This is a genomic window from Cytobacillus sp. FSL W8-0315 (assembly GCF_038002905.1).
Classification (GTDB): Bacteria; Bacillota; Bacilli; order Bacillales; family Cytobacillaceae; genus Cytobacillus; species Cytobacillus pseudoceanisediminis.
Map to the genome: position 1 here is coordinate 2,160,189 of NZ_JBBOOC010000001.1, position 17,012 is coordinate 2,177,200.

Consider the following 17,012-nt stretch of genomic DNA (forward strand, 5'->3'; position numbering starts at 1 on the left):
CCGGAAAGCTTTAATGTTGTCTGGCAGGCAGAATCGGATGAATTTTTGATGCATCCAAATACATTGAAAGGCAGTGATCAAATGGAGCGGAAAAAAGAAAGTGTAGCTGTAGCAGGTGCTGGCAGCTGGGGTACTGCCCTGGCGATGGTGCTTGCGGATAATGGGCATGACGTCAGACTGTGGGGCCATAACCCTGATCAGATAGAAGAAATTAATAAGCACCATACTAATCAAAAATATTTATCAGGGATACATCTGCCTGCAGAAATAAGGGGATACACGTCGCTTGAAGAGGCTTTAACCGGAACAGACACTTTGATTTTGGCAGTACCGACAAAGGCAATTCGTGAAGTAGTCGGCAAGATCAAGGGAAGTAGAAAAGAGCCTCTAACCATTGTACACGTAAGTAAAGGCATTGAACCTGATTCACTTCTCCGGATTTCTGAAATGATTGAAGAAGAAATGCCTGGAAATCTTCTGGATAGTGTAGTGGTACTCTCTGGTCCAAGCCATGCAGAAGAAGTTAGTCTGCGGCATCCAACTACTGTTACGGTATCATCAAAAAATATGGTTGCTGCCGAAAAAATCCAGGATTTGTTTATCAATAACAATTTCAGAGTATATACAAACCCGGATATCATTGGAGTGGAAATTGGCGGGGCTTTGAAAAATATTATTGCGCTTGCAGCTGGAATTACAGATGGCTTAGGCTATGGAGACAATGCAAAGGCAGCCCTGATAACCAGAGGCCTTGCTGAAATTGCCCGTCTCGGTATGAAGATGGGGGCAAGCCCGCTTACTTTCTCCGGTTTAGCGGGAATCGGTGATTTGATCGTTACATGCACTTCTGTCCATTCACGCAATTGGCGAGCTGGCAACCTTCTTGGAAAGGGCCATAATCTGCAGGAAGTCCTTGATAATATGGGGATGGTCGTAGAGGGAGTCAGGACAACAAAGGCAGCACATCAGCTGGCTCAAAAATATGATGTAAAAATGCCGATTACTACTGTCCTGTATGATGTTCTTTTTAATAATGTAATTGCGAAGGATGCTGTTGATCTTCTGATGGCAAGAGGAAAAACACATGAGATGGAAGATCTTGCGAACGTTTTGGAAGATCAAAGCGGGAATAAAAAGGACTGAAATGTTTATTAATTGAAAAATATAGGCATTAGATGATGCGAGACAGCAGGTTCCTGCATACAATGCAACGAAGCAAACTAGTGTAATGAACAGGGTGCTGGGTTATTTAGTCAAATGGCTGAGGTAAAGAATTGCCCCTTCTTTGCCTCAGTTTTTTTTGTGTTTAATTTTTTCGTAATGAAAAGTTTTTAGATTTATTCAATTAGTATGTTATAATACATTTCGGAAAAGGGAGTTGATTTGTATGTCGCCGGCTTTAATGAAAATGTGGATATCCCTTGCTTCTATGGGATTTATGTTTTTATCTATAATATTAATTTATCTTAGCCGCTACAAGCTGAAACCTGGAGTTTTTAAGATTATAACAGCCATTGTTGCCTACTTTTTAATGATAATAAGCGGGATTATTATAGTGATTGTCGTGTTCAGCGGTCCGACAAGCAGCTAGCACTTTTACATAAAGGGTTGATTAAATGAAAAAAGCTTTTAATATATTTTTGCTCTTGTTGAGCGGTGCTTTGATTCTGACGGGCTGTATGTATCCTGAAGAGAAATTATCACAAAATCAGATAGCCTATAAGGATCAGCTTCAGTCTGTCCAGTCGGCAGTGGACCAATATCGGGAAGCAAATGGAGGCCTTTTGCCGATCAAAACCAAGGATCAGACGACCCCTATATATCAAAAATATCCGATTGATTTTAAGAAAATTGCCCCCGAATATATGGCAGAGCCGCCTGGGAATGCCTTTGAATCCGGCGGAGTTTTTCAATATGTAATCGTTGATGCAGAAACAGATCCAAAAGTGAAGATTTTTGATTTAAGAATTGCTGAAACCATCAGGGATATTAACCTGAGGGTTAAGGCACATGGGTTCCCGCCATATAAAGAGCAGATAGCAGAAAATGTCTTTACGATGGATTTCAAAAAATTAGGGTTTAAGGAAGAACCTAAAGCCCTCAGTCCATACAGCGGCCAGAGCCTCCCGTATGTTGTTACCGGCAATGCAGAGGTATACGTGGATTACCGGGCTGATTTATATCAGGCATTGGAGAATAAGGAAAACAAGCCTAAACCTGGAGAAGATATTAGAGATCTTCTTGTAGAGGATTCTGATTTTGTTCCTGCCTATTCCCTGCCTTACACAATCGATCCCGCCACAAATGATCCAATCTTTTTGGTGAAATAGTCATAACCCTTCTCCTGCAAAATATATTGTAGGAGAAGGGTTATTTTTTTATATACTTTTATAGCCACTCTTCAACTATTGACTATAAGCATAAAGGTAAAGGAATAAAGAGTAAGGGGAGTTTGAAAATAAAAAAGGAAATTTGGAATGGTAAGCTGTCCATTTCAGACTGTCATTGGTTTGGAGATTTCCAGCTGGGCTGGCAGGTGCAATGCACATTCCTGATAGGGGGTAAAAATTTTAAAAAACTGTCATAACAATGTAGGACAACATCATACACATATAATGTCCAAACATAATAGATAGGATAATATTATCCCATTAACTCAAGATTTCAGGAGGGGATCACTTGGAAAAGGTTGATATTTTTAAAGATATTGCCGAAAGAACTGGCGGCGATATATATTTTGGAGTAGTTGGCGCAGTTCGCACCGGCAAATCTACATTTATAAAAAAGTTTATGGAACTAGTTGTTCTGCCAAATATGGAGAATGAAGCAGAACGTGCCCGCACACAGGATGAGCTTCCTCAAAGTGCTGCTGGCAAGACGATTATGACAACAGAACCGAAATTTGTCCCTAACCAGGCTGCTACAGTGCATGTTGCAGAAGGGCTGGATGTAAATATCAGGCTTGTGGACTGTGTGGGATATACAGTACCGGGGGCGAAGGGCTATGAAGACGAAAACGGCCCGAGAATGATCAATACACCTTGGTATGAAGAGCCGATTCCTTTTCATGAAGCTGCTGAAATAGGAACTAGAAAGGTAATTCAGGAGCATTCGACTATCGGAGTAGTGGTTACAACTGACGGAACAATTGGAGAGATCCCGCGTGCGAATTACCTGGAAGCCGAAGAAAGGGTTATTGAAGAGTTAAAGGAAGTTGGCAAGCCATTTATCATGATCATTAACAGTGTCCAGCCTCATCATCCGAATACGGATGCCCTGAGAAATGATCTCGCTGAAAAATACGATATCCCTGTCCTGGCCATGAGTGTTGAGGGCATGAGGGAATCAGATGTACTAAACGTTATGCGTGAAGCTCTTTATGAGTTCCCGGTACTGGAGGTCAATGTAAACCTTCCGAGCTGGGTAATGGTGCTGCATGAAGATCACTGGCTTCGTGAAAGCTATCAGGAAGCTGTTAAAGAAACGGTTAAGGATATAAAGAGGCTAAGAGATGTCGACCGAGTGGTCCATCAATTCAGCGACTTTGAATTCATTGACCGGGCAGGCCTCGCAGGTATTGAAATGGGGCAGGGAGTAGCCGAAATTGACTTATATGCGCCAGATGATCTTTATGATGAGGTACTTAAAGAGATAGTGGGTGTTGAAATCCGCGGAAAAGACCACTTGCTTGAGCTGATGCAGGAATTTGCTCATGCCAAAGCAGAGTATGATCAAATTTCCGATGCATTGAGAATGGTAAAGCAAACCGGCTACGGCATTGCTGCTCCTTCGCTGGCTGATATGAGCCTCGATGAACCGGAAATTACACGCCATGGTTCCCGCTTTGGTGTAAGGCTAAAAGCCGTTGCCCCATCCATTCATATGATTAAAGTGGATGTAGAATCTGAATTCTCACCTATCATCGGAACAGAAAAGCAAAGTGAAGAACTTGTCCGCTATCTGATGCAGGACTTTGAAGACGATCCGCTTTCAATTTGGAACTCCGACATCTTTGGACGCAGCCTAAGCTCCATCGTAAGAGAAGGAATTCAGGCCAAACTCTCCCTAATGCCTGAAAATGCAAGATACAAACTGAAAGAAACATTAGAAAGAATCATCAACGAAGGCTCTGGCGGATTAATAGCGATTATTCTTTAATGAAGGCTCCTTTTGGAGTCTTTTTTTACGTTTATTCTAATTTAAAGGAAATGTTTGAAAAATTCACTGCTTAATTTGCAATTGATTTTCTAAAATAGTGTTTTAAAAAGCGCCGTAAGGGTAATAAAAACAGGTCAACTTATTACAAATATGTTGCAAAGAAGAAAAGATTCCCATTAAATCATGAAATATTCTTGATAACAGCATTTGATTGTGATAATCTTTTAACAGAATTACCGTTATGGCGGCCGAAACCCTTATATTTAAAGGGTTTATAATGATTTTTGGATTGAAAAATTTCAATTTATCATTTATTATAGGGCTTGTTATACAAAAAAAACGCCATAACGTATAGAATTCAGTAATTTTGTTTACAAATGTATGTAAGGAATCTTATTTTACTGGGTTTTATCCATATTTGGGAGGAGGTGAAAGGCATGAACAAAACAGAACTAATTAACGCAGTTGCTGAAGCTGGCGAACTTTCTAAAAAAGACGCGACTAAAGCAGTTGATGCTGTTTTCGATACAATCCTTGATGCTTTGAAAAATGGTGATAAGGTACAACTAATCGGTTTCGGAAACTTTGAAGTTCGCGAGCGTGCAGCCCGTAAAGGACGCAACCCGCAAACTGGCGAAGAAATCGAAATCGCTGCAAGCAAAGTTCCTGCTTTCAAACCAGGTAAAGCGCTTAAAGATGCAGTTAAATAATCTACATACAAGTGCTTAAAGCTTATGCTTGAGCTAAAAACCGCGAATAATCGCGGTTTTTTCTTTTTTATCCGATCTGAAATCACCCTGGCTACAGGGGAAAGAGCTGTATATTTAAATTAGAGAAAGACACGGAAGTTTCAGTTTTGCCTGAATGAAAGGGTTATGCTAATATGAACATATTATTACCACAGTGTTAATACATAGGAGGCATAATTATGGCAGAAGTGAATCGTGCCCAGATAGAGGATGCGGTGCGTTTAATATTAGAAGCTATCGGAGAAGACCCGAATCGTGAAGGACTTCTTGATACGCCTAAGCGAGTCGCAAAAATGTATGAAGAAGTTTTTATGGGGCTTAACCAGGATCCTAAAGAATACTTTGAAACAGTATTTGGCGAAGATCATGAAGAACTTGTTTTAGTTAAAGATATTCCATTCTACTCTATGTGTGAACATCATCTTGTACCTTTCTTTGGTGTTGCTCATGTAGCTTACATCCCAAGGGGCGGCAGAGTAACAGGTTTAAGCAAACTTGCCAGAGCAGTGGAGGCGGTTGCCAAGCGTCCTCAGCTTCAGGAACGCATTACATCTACTGTGGCAAATTCCATTCTGGAAAAGCTTGAGCCCCATGGTGTAATGGTCGTTGTGGAAGCGGAACATATGTGCATGACAATGCGCGGAGTTAAAAAGCCTGGTTCAAAAACGGTGACATCAGCAGTAAGAGGTGTGTTTGCAGAGGATGCAAGAGCACGGGCTGAAGTGCTTTCGCTTATTAAACAATAATAATGAGAACTCTGTAATGAAGGAGTTCAGGCTATAAAAAGGTCAAAGGCTGAAAGATAAAACTTTTAGCCTTTTTTTGTAAGTAATTATCATGAACATATGAAGCAAAGGATGGTTTAAATGGAAAAGAAAAGTCCATCAGCAAATGAATATATTGTGATAAAAGCCAAAGAAGACGGTGTTAATGTCATAGGGTTAACAAGAGGCTCTGATACAAGATTCCATCATTCAGAAAAACTTGATCAGGGAGAAGTAATGATTGCACAATTTACCGAGCATACATCCGCGATTAAGATCCGGGGGAATGCAAGAATAATGACAAGCTATGGGGAACTTGAAAGTGAAGCTAAGAAATAACCTTCCCTTTGAAAAGAAGGATAGGATATTTTCACAAGAGAATGTCCTGACATGTTCCTGTAATTTATGATATAATTGTTTCTGCTTGATTATTTCTCTTGAATACAAGATACCGGGTAAAAGGCTTTTTTTTGCCCGTTTTACTTTAATAGTAACCAATGAATTGGCTAAAATAGATAAGATGTGTAAGGCAATTTGTGCCCGTTCTCTTTGTCGCAGTATTTACATGGAGAAAGCGCGCGGCTGAAAAAGAAAACTAAGGGGAAACAAGGGTGATGGCATGCATGATGTGAAGATTAAATTAGCAGATATAAAAGAACAGATTGAGAAAAAAGTTAACCACCCTTATCTGCTCAGGTATATTGATTCTCCTGTTATTGATGAAGACAAGCTTCTGCTTCTGATCTCTTTCCTGAATGATGTGGAAATACCTGACACAAAAGCAGAAAAATATGCAGTTACTGCAATGCTTATCCAAATCGCCCTTGATACCCATGAACTTGTTAAGAACGATGAATCTGAAGACAAAGGTCTTAAGCATAGACAGCTCACTGTCCTTGCAGGTGTTTATTACAGCGGTTTATATTACAAGATTCTCGCAGCTTTTGATGATATTAAAATGATCAGGGCCTTCGCAGATGGGATTAAAGATGTAAATGAGCATAAAATTTCGCTATATCAGAAGTCTCCTGATGCAGTTGACAGCCTGATGAATTCAGTCAAAAAAGTTGAGGCGTCCCTATTTGAAAAACTGGCTGATGCATTCAGCAAGGCAGCTTGGAAAGAGGTAATATCCAATCTTTTATTCATCAAGCGATTGATTGCAGAGAAGCAGCAGTTCATTAAGGAAGGAACCTCAGTCGTTTTTGAAGCCCTGAAAAAGCTGACTTTCCCAAAAGTGAAAGACATGTCTGCTGAGCAGCGGAGATATCTGATTCTCATTTGTGATAGATATATTGATTTTTCAAGGAATATAGTTGATCAATCCCTGAGGAAATTCCCTCTTGCAAATGAATTATTAGAGCAGCGTATTCACTGCATTTTTAATAATAGTCAGTCTGTGGCTAAAACTTTTGTGGAAGAAGGATAAAATATGCAGCAATCAAAAGAAGAACGTGTTCATAGCGTATTTGAAAAGATTTATGGCAACTACGATAAAATGAATTCAGTTATCAGCTTTCAGCAGCATTTAAGATGGCGCAAAGATACAATGAAAAAGATGAATGTTCAAAAGGGTTCAAAGGCTCTTGATGTTTGCTGCGGTACTGCCGATTGGTCCATTGCGCTTGCTGAAGCCGTAGGTGAAAACGGTAAAGTTGTAGGTTTGGATTTCAGTAAAAATATGCTTAAAATCGGTGAGGAAAAAATTAAGGATCGGAAACTGAAGCAAGTCGAGCTTGTGCATGGAAATGCAATGGAACTTCCTTTTGCGGACAATTCCTTCGATTATGTTACAATCGGTTTCGGTCTTCGCAATGTTCCGGATTATCTGCAGGTATTAAAAGAAATGCACCGTGTTGCAAAGCCTGGCGGTATAGCAGTGTGTCTGGAGACTTCTCAGCCAACTCTGTTTGGATACAAGCAGGCTTATTATTTCTACTTCCGTTTTATCATGCCTATGTTTGGCAAGCTTTTTGCCAAAAGTTTTAATGAATATTCCTGGCTGCAGGAATCAGCCAGAGACTTTCCTGGGATGAAAGAACTTGCAGGAATGTTCGAAGAAGCAGGCTTTAAGAACGTCACATTCAAGCCTTATAGCGGCGGTGTGGCTGCAGTACACATTGGAACGAAATAAAAAATAATAACTTGTTCTGTATGTTTCTCATTGAACGATAGAGAATAGATCAGACGGGATCGATAAGCTGGGTGAGTAAGCAAATGAAATTGAAAATGATGTATTCATTTTTAAATTCAGATTTAACTGTTATAGAGAACGAGCTTGAGGAGACGATTAAAGCTGAGTCTCCTCTATTGCATCAGGCTTCCCTGCATCTGCTGCAGGCCGGGGGGAAAAGAATCCGGCCAGTTTTTGTTTTGCTTGCTGCAAAGTTCGGAGAATATGATATTGATAAAATTAAAAACGTAGCGGTATCACTGGAGCTTATCCATATGGCGTCGCTTGTCCATGATGATGTTATTGATGATGCAGAACTGCGCCGGGGGCAGCCTACCATTAAAGCAAAGTGGGATAATAAGATTGCCATGTATACCGGTGATTATATTTTCGCACGCGCTTTGGAATTAATAACCAATATACAAAATCCGCATGCTCACAAAATTCTCTCCCATACCCTTGTGGAACTTTGCATAGGAGAAATTGAGCAAATTAAAGATAAGTATAACTATGATCAGAATATAAGGACATATTTCCGGAGAATTAAAAGGAAAACAGCCATGCTTATTGCGGTGAGCTGTCAGCTTGGCGGCATTGCAGCTAATGTGGAGGAAGATATACATAAAAAGCTCTTTAAATTCGGCTATTTTGTGGGAATGTCCTATCAAATCATTGACGATGTCCTGGATTTTGTCGGTACAGAAAAAGAACTTGGCAAGCCGGCGGGAGGAGATCTCCACCAGGGTAACATTACGCTCCCTGCTTTATTTGCAATGGAGAACAGCATCATCTGCGATCAAATCAGCAGAGTCCACGAAGGAACTGAACGAAGTGATATTGAGAAGATAATTGCTTTGGTCAAAGACTCCGGTGCAATTGAAAAGTCTCTGCAAATTAGTGATAAATATCTGCAGAAAGCCTTGGGGGTTCTCGAAGAGCTGCCTCCTTCCAGGTCAAAGAAAGCTTTGCGGGATATTGCAAAATTTATAGGCAAAAGAAAATTTTAATCCGCCAATTAATTGCCAGCACTTTTACAGGTGCCGGCAATTTTGTTTAGGAGGAAATTATTAAGTAAAAGCGCTTTCAGATTTCTGTTGCTAAATTTTCAAAACAATGTTAATATTTTCGTGGATTAACATAAATCACTATACATAAAGTTTTAGGAGTGGAATCAATGGAAAGAACATTTTTAATGGTTAAACCAGACGGAGTACAGCGCAATCTAATCGGGGAAATCGTTTCCCGTTTCGAAAAAAAAGGCTTTCAGCTTGTTGGCGGCAAGCTAATGAGCATCAGCAGGGAACTTGCTGAAGAGCATTATGGAGAGCATAAAGAGCGTCCATTTTTCGGAGAACTTGTTGACTTTATTACATCCGGACCAGTATTCGCAATGGTTTGGGAAGGTGAAAATGTTATCGCTACAGCTCGTCAGATGATGGGTTCAACAAATCCTAAAGATGCTGCTCCTGGAACAATCAGAGGAGATTTCGGCATTACAGTTGGGAAAAATGTAATCCATGGATCAGATTCACCTGCAAGTGCAGAACGTGAGATCGGCCTTTTCTTCAAAGAGGAAGAAAAAGTGGAATACAAAAAACTAATGAATGAATGGATTAACTAATATTCAAAAAAAGTACTTGTCCCTGACAAGTGCTTTTTTTGTAACCGAATTCATTTTTACGGCTGGGCGGGCATAGATAGAAGTCAAAAAGCTCACCAATTATTATAAGAGGGGAAAAGGAATGGCTAACGATTATCAGGATTTTATTCTAAATATTAAAAGAAAAACAGGAATCGACCTATCTCTGTACAAAGAAGCACAAATGAAAAGAAGGCTCATTTCATTGTATGAGAAAAAAGGCTTTAATTCATTTGGAGATTTTTTTAATGGCATAGTCAAGGATAGAGAACTCCTGAATGATTTTTTGGACAGGATGACGATAAATGTTTCCGAATTTTACCGTAATGCGCAGAGATGGGAGGTGCTCGAAAAAAAAATCCTGCCGGGGTTATTAGAGCAGAATAGGAATTTGAAAATCTGGAGCGCAGCATGCTCCACTGGTGAAGAGCCTTATACAATTGCCATGATTTTATCAAAAATGCTGCCGCTATCCCAAATAAAGATTACTGCAACAGATATTGATGAAAATGCCCTGGCGAGGGCCCGGATGGGTGTATACCCTGAGCGTTCGCTTAATGAGGTTCCTAAAACCATGAGACAGAAATTCTTTGGGCGTGAAGGAAGTTTCTTTAAAATATCCGAGGATATAAAAAAGACGGTAATTTTTAAAAAACAAAATCTTCTTGCAGACGATTTTGGCGGGCCGTTCGATTTAATTGTATGCAGGAACGTTCTTATTTATTTTACAGAGGAAGCAAAGGATCAGCTTTATCATAAATTCAGCAGCGCATTAAGAAAAGATGGCATATTCTTTGTTGGGAGTACTGAACAGATTTTTAACTCAGGCCGCTATCACTTGGAATCTGCTGAAACCTTTTTTTATAGAAAAGAATAAAAAAAGTAACCGCATAGGGGATGATTTTCTGACATCCTCTTTCTTTTGTTTTTCTCCGTTTTGTAGTAAATATCTATTCGTGTTAAAATGGCTCCATTCATAAGAAGAAATAAAATATTATAGGAATTTTCAATTTTATCTATTCTTATATTTATCATTATGTTATATTGATACATAATCCTTTAATGAGTTGAAGGGGGAAAGAGTTTTGAGATATCTTACATCTGGTGAATCTCACGGACCACAGCTGACCACTATAATTGAAGGGCTGCCTGCAGGAATGCCGCTGATTGATTCAGATATAAATGAAGAACTTGCCAGACGCCAGAAAGGCTATGGCAGAGGCAGAAGGATGCAAATTGAAAAGGATACTGTTCAAATAACAGCGGGGATCAGGCATGGATATACATTAGGATCGCCGGTGGCACTTGTGGTTGAGAATAATGATTGGAAGCATTGGACAAAGATTATGGGCCAGGACCCTCTAAGTCCTGAGGATGAGGGTGAAGTGAAGAGAAAAATATCGCGTCCCCGTCCAGGCCATGCTGACTTAAATGGAGCACTAAAATATGGGCACAGGGATATGAGGAATGTGCTGGAGCGATCTTCAGCCAGAGAAACGACAGTGAGGGTGGCAGCCGGTGCAGCTGCCAAAAAACTGCTCTCTGAATTGGGGATTGAAGTTGCAGCCCATGTTATTGAAATTGGCGGGGTTGTTTCAAGCAAAAGAGATTATTCTTCACTAAAAGAGTTAAAGGAAATCACAGAAGAATCGCCTGTTCGCTGTCTGGATCAGAATGCCGGCCAAAAAATGATGGATGCCATTGATTCCGCGAAAGAAAATGGGGATTCCATTGGCGGAGTAGTAGAGGTTATTGTTGAAGGCATGCCTCCGGGTGTCGGAAGTTATGTACACTATGACCGCAAGCTCGATTCAAAGCTTGCAGGGGCAATGGTGAGCATTAATGCGTTTAAAGGTGTTGAGTTTGGCATTGGCTTTGAGGCTGCAAGGAAGCCTGGAAGTGAAGTTCATGATGAGATCACATGGGATCCTGAAAAAGGCTATTATCGGAAAACGAACCGGCTTGGCGGCTTAGAAGGGGGCATGACAACGGGTATGCCTATTGTTGTCAGAGGAGTGATGAAACCAATTCCTACCCTCTATAAGCCTCTTCAAAGTGTCGATATTGAAACAAAGGAACCCTTCTCAGCAAGCATAGAGCGTTCTGACAGCTGTGCAGTACCTGCAGCTGCAGTCGTTGCAGAAAATGTAATTGCCTGGGAATTGGCTTCAGCTATTGTGGATCAATTTTATTCTGACCGTTTCGAAGCATTAAAAGCTTCGGTTGAGCAGCAAAGAAAATTTGCGAGGGAGTTTTAATGAATAGTATTTCAATCAAAACCCCCGGGAGGACCTATCCAGTTTATATAGGGTCAGGAGCAATTGAGGGATTGGGATCATATATTAAAGATACTTTTCCGGCTCTAACCAATTTAATGATAATTACAGATGAAACGGTCCGGGCCATACATCTGCCTGTGCTGGAAACAGCACTTAGGGGTATAGATGCAAAAGTCTGCACAGTGCCAAGCGGGGAGAGAGCAAAGACATTTGAAGTTTACTATCAATGCTTGTCATTTGCTTTGGAACATAAGCTTGACCGAAAATCTCTTATTCTGGCGTTTGGCGGGGGAGCTGTCGGAGATTTGGGAGGTTTCGTGGCTGCCACATTTATGAGGGGGATACCCTTCATTCAGATTCCTACTACCATTTTGGCGCATGATAGCGCCGTTGGAGGGAAAGTGGCCATCAACCATCCTTCAGGAAAAAATATGGTGGGATCCTTTTATCAGCCTCAAGCTGTATTTTATGATTTGAATTTTCTTGATTCCCTTCCTCCAAAAGAGGTGCGCTCAGGGTTTGCAGAAGTAATAAAGCATAGCTTGATACATGATATGAACTTTTATTTGAGTCTTAAAGACAACATCCGCTCGCTTGAAGGGCTTCCTTCTGATGAATTAAGCGGAATGCTTACAAAGGGGATAGAAATCAAAGGCATGATCGTTGCTGAGGACGAAAAGGAAGCTGGTGTTCGCGCATTCTTGAATTTCGGCCATACCTTGGGTCATGCAATTGAAGCAGAAAAAGGCTATGGAGAATGGACACATGGAGAATCTGTTGCAGTAGGAATGCTATTCGCACTCCAATTAAGCAATAAAATGCTTGATCTGCGTTTTGATGTTAACGAATTCCGGTGCTGGCTTGATCAGCTTGGCTACCAAACGGATCTCCCGGAAGATTTATCGCATTCAAAACTGCTGGAACGGATGAAGCAGGATAAAAAATCAGAAGGCCAGAATGTCCGCTTTGTTCTTTTGAAAGAAGTGGGCAGTCCCGTTATACACCAGGTTTCTGATGATTTTATTCTGCAGGAGCTCGCAATATTTTTAAAATAAACAAGGAAGACTTTATTACTAAGAGATAAAAAGGCTGGTGAATCAGCTTTGGGAGGTGCTGCAAGTGATTCGAGGGGTGAGGGGAGCCGTCACCGTAGATAAGAATAGTGAATCTGAGATATTAGAGGCAACTGAGATGCTGATCAGACAAATGATTCAGGAGAATAAGATTAATTCTGAGGATGTTGCTTCTGTATTCATATCCGTTACGGAAGAATTAACAGCAGCCTTTCCCGCAAAGGCAATGCGTTCAATAGAGGGCTGGACCTATGTTCCTGTCATGTGCATGAGGGAAATACCTGTTGAAGGATCACTTCGTAATTGTATTAGGGTAATGATGCATGTGAATATAGATGTCCCTCAGGAGAATATCTGCCATATATATTTGCGTGAAGCCATCCAGCTCCGGCCAGATCTAAAGACCACAGACTCTCCTTAATGGAGAGTTTTGTGATAATATAGGAGCAGATCAAATAACGCTTTAATACGATAATAAGTAAAAGTGATAAAAAGAGGTGGATTTGAATGAAATGGAAGGAACAGCTGTTGGATTTAACTCCTTACCAGCCGGGAAAATCAATTGATCAAGTAAAAAAGGAATACGGTCTGGATAAAATAGTTAAGCTTGCGTCAAATGAAAATCCGTTTGGATGCTCTGAAAAAGTTCTTTTTACTATGAATCAGTCGACATCATTTTTTGCGCTGTATCCCGATGGCTATGCTTCTGAACTGCGGACTGCTCTGGCTGGACACTTAAGCATACAGGAAGATCAGCTGATTTTTGGAAACGGATCGGATGAAATAATTCAAATGATTTCCAGAGCTTTATTAAGCCCGGAAACAAATACTGTAATGGCTGCGCCAACATTCCCTCAATATAGGCATAATGCTGTAGTAGAAGGGGCCGAGATCAGGGAAATTCCATTAGTTGATGGGGGACATGATCTTGATGGAATGCTGGCTGCAATTGATGAAAATACAGCTGTAGTATGGGTTTGCAGTCCAAACAATCCGACAGGAAACTATGTTAATGAATCTTCATTGCTTTCCTTTCTGCAAAAGGTGCCTCGTGATGTATTGATAGTCCTTGATGAAGCTTATTATGAATATGTTATTGCTGAGGATTACTACAATGCATTGGATTTGATCCGGAAATTCGAAAATTTGATTGTCCTTCGTACATTTTCGAAAATTTATGGCTTAGCAAGCCTTCGGGTAGGCTATGGAATTGCAGATCCTCAAACTATCAAAGCTCTTGAGCCGGTTAGGGAGCCGTTCAATGTAAACAAGTTTGCTCAGGCTGCAGCAGCTGCAGCCATAGGGGATCAGAACTTTATCGAAGAGTGCAGACAGAAAAATCGGGAAGGGCTGGAACAATTCTATGCTTTCTGTGAAGCACATGGACTGGAATACTACCCTTCACAGGGAAATTTCATTTTAATCAACTTTAATGCAGATTCAAATGAAGTGTTTCAATTTTTGCTTGAAAAAGGGTATATCGTCCGCTCCGGCAAAGCACTTGGCTTCCAGGGATATGTCCGTGTCACAGTAGGTTCCAAGGAACAGAATGATGGTGTGCTTGCCGCCATGGATCAATACCTTGCAAAGCAGGCTGCAGCATTGTAGGCAATATGGGTTCTTAGTATTAATACTTTTTGATATCCATTCAGAGGCATATAGATGCCTCTGAATTATTTTTAATAAGGCGGTGAGAGGATGAGAGGGAAAATCTTTATTATCGGCCTTGGTTTGATCGGCGGCTCTTTGGCATTATCGATAAAAAGAAGCCATAGTGAAAGCATGATCATCGGCTTTGATGTAAATAAAGAGCAGGGACGCCTTGCTGAAATGCTTGGGGTCGCAGATGGAATTTCTTCTACAATTGAGGATGGAGCAAGGGACGCCGATTTAATTTTAATAGCTGCACCTGTGCAGGAGACACAAAAAATTATACATATATTAAAAGAGTGTGAATTAAAAAACACGGTCATCATCTCGGATGCAGGCAGCACTAAAAAGGAAATTGTCAGCTGCGCTAAGGTACTGAAGGAAAAAGGAATTACGTTTATCGGAGGCCACCCAATGGCTGGCTCTCATAAGAGCGGTGTTACTGCAGCAAAAGCATTGCTTTTTGAAAATGCCTTTTATCTGCTCACTCCTGAAGAGCACGTTTCCACGGCAGAGGTTGAAAGGTTAAAAGAATGGCTCACAGGGACGAAAGCAAAATTTCTAACCTTATCGCCTGAAGAACATGATTATATAACTGGTATTGTGAGCCATTTTCCGCACATGGTGGCTGCTTCTCTAGTGCATCAGGCAGAAAAAACAAGCCGTTCACAAAAGCTGATTCCAAGACTGGCTGCCGGCGGATTCAGGGATATTACCAGGATTGCCTCCAGCAGCCCTGCAATGTGGAGAGATATCCTGCTTCAGAATAAAGAAGTGCTTCTTAAGTTAATGGAGGATTGGCAGGAGGAAATGGAGAATGTTAAATCAATCCTCAGGCAAGAAAACAGTGAGGGCATTTTTGAGTATTTCCTCCGTGCAAAATTGTTCAGGGATGAACTTCCGCAAAAAGAAAAAGGCGCAATTCCGGCATTTTATGATCTCTTCGTCGATGTGCCGGACTACCCAGGTGTCATTTCAGAAATAACTGGATATTTAGCTAAGGAAGAAATCAGCATTACGAATATCAGAATTCTGGAAACAAGAGAAGAAATTTATGGAGTTTTGGTTATCAGCTTTCAAACTGAAGAGGACCGGGAACGGGCCATTAATTGCTTAGAACAATATACAAGCTATGAAACAACCATCGGTCTATAGTTCAGCAGGGAAGACCTTTATAAACCAGCAAAGGGTGATTAATATGATTCCGGCAAATTTAAGGACAAATCTTAAGGGATTAAGCGGAGAAATTGCGGTACCAGGTGATAAATCCATATCTCATCGATCTGTGATGTTTGGATCAATTGCAAAGGGAAAGACTGTTGTAACCAATTTCCTGCTTGGTGAGGACTGCTTAAGTACTATAGCCTGCTTTAGAAAGCTGGGTGTATCTATTGAACAGGAAGGCAATAAAGTCACAATTATGGGGAAGGGGATGGATGGATTACATGAACCCGAAGCTATTCTGGATGTTGGCAATTCCGGTACAACCATTCGCCTTATGATGGGAATCCTGGCTGGCCGTCCATTCCATTCAGTCCTTGTCGGGGATGAATCAATTGCAAAAAGGCCAATGACAAGAGTTACCGCACCGCTTAGTTTATTTGGGGCGAAGATTTATGGCAGGAAGAATGGTGAATTTACCCCTTTATCAGTAATTGGCGGACCGTTGGCCGGGGCAGCATACGAGCTTCCTGTAGCGAGCGCACAGGTAAAATCCTCGCTGCTCTTTGCCGGCCTGCAGGCCAGTGGGGAAACAGTCATTATTGAACCTATGAAGACGCGTGATCATACCGAAAGAATGATTAAGCAATTTGGCGGGGAAGTTGCAGCAGATGGGCATACCATTCGGATTAAAGGCGGTCAAACGCTAACAGGGACGGAAATCCATGTTCCAGGCGATATATCTTCTGCTGCCTTCTTCCTGGCTGCAGGAGCCATTGTGCCTAACAGTGAGATTAAACTGAAAAACGTCGGGCTCAATCCTACAAGAACCGGCATCATTGAGGTATTGCAGCAGATGGGTGCAAATATTAGCATTGAGCCATATGAAAATGGCTTAGCCGAGCCCGCAGGAGATATTACCATTAGAACATCCACTCTTAAAGGAACCGTTATCGAAGGGGCGCTCATTCCCCGGCTTATCGATGAAATTCCTATTATAGCCCTGCTCGCAACACAGGCAGAGGGAGAAACAGTTATCAAGGATGCAGAAGAACTTAAAGTCAAGGAAACGAATCGCATTGATACGGTTGTCAAGGAACTGTCAAAGCTTGGAGCCGATATTACTGCTACGGAAGATGGAATGGTGATCAAAGGGAGGGCATCCCTTTCTGGAGGTACTGTTTCAAGCCATGGGGACCATCGAATCGGCATGATGCTTGCAGTTGCCGCTGCCATTTCAAAGGGGGAAGTTCAGCTTCAACAGAAAGAAGCTATTTCTGTATCCTATCCGTCGTTTTTTGAGCATTTTGAAAGCCTGATTTCGGAGACGTAAGAAAAGCTGTAAGCGCCTTGCACGCCCCGGCAC

Annotated in this window: 18 protein-coding genes; all 18 read left to right on the forward strand. The window is 41.2% G+C overall.

The features are described 5' to 3' along the window. Positions 1–81 precede the first annotated feature (81 nt). Positions 82–1,143, forward strand: coding sequence for an NAD(P)H-dependent glycerol-3-phosphate dehydrogenase (locus MKY20_RS10985; RefSeq protein ID WP_026041599.1), 1,062 nt, complete (start codon positions 82–84; stop codon positions 1,141–1,143). A gap of 244 nt (positions 1,144–1,387) precedes the next feature. Continuing rightward, on the forward strand, positions 1,388–1,591 hold the full coding sequence (locus tag MKY20_RS10990) for a DUF2768 domain-containing protein (protein ID WP_019380380.1): 204 nt from the start codon (positions 1,388–1,390) through the stop codon (positions 1,589–1,591). A 25-nt stretch (positions 1,592–1,616) separates the two neighbouring features. Further along, complete coding sequence (locus MKY20_RS10995; RefSeq protein ID WP_019380381.1) at positions 1,617–2,330, forward strand: hypothetical protein; 714 nt, start codon at positions 1,617–1,619, stop codon at positions 2,328–2,330. 349 nt (positions 2,331–2,679) lie between these two features. Then, on the forward strand, positions 2,680–4,158 hold the full coding sequence (gene spoIVA, locus MKY20_RS11000; RefSeq protein ID WP_019380383.1) for a stage IV sporulation protein A: 1,479 nt from the start codon (positions 2,680–2,682) through the stop codon (positions 4,156–4,158). A 437-nt stretch (positions 4,159–4,595) separates the two neighbouring features. Next, positions 4,596–4,868 carry a non-specific DNA-binding protein Hbs gene (hbs, locus tag MKY20_RS11005; protein WP_009332755.1) on the forward strand — a complete coding sequence of 91 codons (273 nt, stop codon included), beginning with the start codon at positions 4,596–4,598 and terminating at the stop codon, positions 4,866–4,868. A gap of 218 nt (positions 4,869–5,086) precedes the next feature. After that, a complete protein-coding gene (gene folE / locus MKY20_RS11010; protein ID WP_009332754.1) occupies positions 5,087–5,653 on the forward strand; it encodes a GTP cyclohydrolase I FolE in 567 nt (188 codons plus the stop codon). Between the two features lie 120 nt (positions 5,654–5,773). Continuing rightward, the gene (gene mtrB / locus MKY20_RS11015) at positions 5,774–6,010 is read left to right on the forward strand and encodes a trp RNA-binding attenuation protein MtrB (RefSeq protein WP_009332753.1); all 237 of its coding nucleotides are present in this window, start codon (positions 5,774–5,776) and stop codon (positions 6,008–6,010) included. Between the two features lie 280 nt (positions 6,011–6,290). Then, complete coding sequence (locus MKY20_RS11020) at positions 6,291–7,100, forward strand: heptaprenyl diphosphate synthase component 1 (protein WP_019380385.1); 810 nt, start codon at positions 6,291–6,293, stop codon at positions 7,098–7,100. A gap of 3 nt (positions 7,101–7,103) precedes the next feature. Next, positions 7,104–7,805, forward strand: a complete 702-nt coding sequence (menG, locus tag MKY20_RS11025) for a demethylmenaquinone methyltransferase (protein ID WP_009332751.1) — start codon at positions 7,104–7,106, stop codon at positions 7,803–7,805. Between the two features lie 83 nt (positions 7,806–7,888). Next, positions 7,889–8,851 carry a heptaprenyl diphosphate synthase component II gene (hepT, locus tag MKY20_RS11030; RefSeq protein ID WP_341000994.1) on the forward strand — a complete coding sequence of 321 codons (963 nt, stop codon included), beginning with the start codon at positions 7,889–7,891 and terminating at the stop codon, positions 8,849–8,851. A gap of 167 nt (positions 8,852–9,018) precedes the next feature. After that, positions 9,019–9,465, forward strand: a complete 447-nt coding sequence (gene ndk, locus MKY20_RS11035; RefSeq protein WP_019380387.1) for a nucleoside-diphosphate kinase — start codon at positions 9,019–9,021, stop codon at positions 9,463–9,465. A gap of 121 nt (positions 9,466–9,586) precedes the next feature. Further along, positions 9,587–10,360 carry a CheR family methyltransferase gene (locus tag MKY20_RS11040; RefSeq protein ID WP_341000996.1) on the forward strand — a complete coding sequence of 258 codons (774 nt, stop codon included), beginning with the start codon at positions 9,587–9,589 and terminating at the stop codon, positions 10,358–10,360. Positions 10,361–10,568: 208 nt separating this feature from the next. Beyond that, positions 10,569–11,741 carry a chorismate synthase gene (aroC, locus tag MKY20_RS11045; protein ID WP_009332747.1) on the forward strand — a complete coding sequence of 391 codons (1,173 nt, stop codon included), beginning with the start codon at positions 10,569–10,571 and terminating at the stop codon, positions 11,739–11,741. Further along, positions 11,741–12,817, forward strand: coding sequence for a 3-dehydroquinate synthase (aroB, locus tag MKY20_RS11050; protein WP_019380389.1), 1,077 nt, complete (start codon positions 11,741–11,743; stop codon positions 12,815–12,817). The genes aroC and aroB overlap by 1 nt, the downstream gene beginning before the upstream one ends. A 64-nt stretch (positions 12,818–12,881) precedes the next feature. Beyond that, the gene (aroH, locus tag MKY20_RS11055) at positions 12,882–13,256 is read left to right on the forward strand and encodes a chorismate mutase (protein WP_009332745.1); all 375 of its coding nucleotides are present in this window, start codon (positions 12,882–12,884) and stop codon (positions 13,254–13,256) included. 86 nt (positions 13,257–13,342) lie between these two features. Then, on the forward strand, positions 13,343–14,443 hold the full coding sequence (gene hisC, locus MKY20_RS11060) for a histidinol-phosphate transaminase (RefSeq protein ID WP_019380390.1): 1,101 nt from the start codon (positions 13,343–13,345) through the stop codon (positions 14,441–14,443). 90 nt (positions 14,444–14,533) lie between these two features. Beyond that, a complete protein-coding gene (locus tag MKY20_RS11065; protein ID WP_009332743.1) occupies positions 14,534–15,640 on the forward strand; it encodes a prephenate dehydrogenase in 1,107 nt (368 codons plus the stop codon). Positions 15,641–15,683: 43 nt separating this feature from the next. Next, complete coding sequence (aroA, locus tag MKY20_RS11070) at positions 15,684–16,979, forward strand: 3-phosphoshikimate 1-carboxyvinyltransferase (protein ID WP_217028187.1); 1,296 nt, start codon at positions 15,684–15,686, stop codon at positions 16,977–16,979. Positions 16,980–17,012: the final 33 nt, after the last annotated feature.

Coding starts and splice junctions, on each gene's coding strand:
- menG (WP_009332751.1), top strand. CDS start 7,104: ATGCAGCAATCAAAAGAAGAACGTGTTCATAGCGTATTTGAAAAGATT.
- MKY20_RS11020 (WP_019380385.1), top strand. CDS start 6,291: ATGCATGATGTGAAGATTAAATTAGCAGATATAAAAGAACAGATTGAG.
- aroA (WP_217028187.1), top strand. CDS start 15,684: ATGATTCCGGCAAATTTAAGGACAAATCTTAAGGGATTAAGCGGAGAA.
- ndk (WP_019380387.1), top strand. CDS start 9,019: ATGGAAAGAACATTTTTAATGGTTAAACCAGACGGAGTACAGCGCAAT.
- folE (WP_009332754.1), top strand. CDS start 5,087: ATGGCAGAAGTGAATCGTGCCCAGATAGAGGATGCGGTGCGTTTAATA.
- MKY20_RS11065 (WP_009332743.1), top strand. CDS start 14,534: ATGAGAGGGAAAATCTTTATTATCGGCCTTGGTTTGATCGGCGGCTCT.
- MKY20_RS10985 (WP_026041599.1), top strand. CDS start 82: ATGGAGCGGAAAAAAGAAAGTGTAGCTGTAGCAGGTGCTGGCAGCTGG.
- MKY20_RS11040 (WP_341000996.1), top strand. CDS start 9,587: ATGGCTAACGATTATCAGGATTTTATTCTAAATATTAAAAGAAAAACA.
- mtrB (WP_009332753.1), top strand. CDS start 5,774: ATGGAAAAGAAAAGTCCATCAGCAAATGAATATATTGTGATAAAAGCC.
- MKY20_RS10995 (WP_019380381.1), top strand. CDS start 1,617: ATGAAAAAAGCTTTTAATATATTTTTGCTCTTGTTGAGCGGTGCTTTG.
- hepT (WP_341000994.1), top strand. CDS start 7,889: ATGAAATTGAAAATGATGTATTCATTTTTAAATTCAGATTTAACTGTT.
- MKY20_RS10990 (WP_019380380.1), top strand. CDS start 1,388: ATGTCGCCGGCTTTAATGAAAATGTGGATATCCCTTGCTTCTATGGGA.
- hisC (WP_019380390.1), top strand. CDS start 13,343: ATGAAATGGAAGGAACAGCTGTTGGATTTAACTCCTTACCAGCCGGGA.
- hbs (WP_009332755.1), top strand. CDS start 4,596: ATGAACAAAACAGAACTAATTAACGCAGTTGCTGAAGCTGGCGAACTT.
- aroB (WP_019380389.1), top strand. CDS start 11,741: ATGAATAGTATTTCAATCAAAACCCCCGGGAGGACCTATCCAGTTTAT.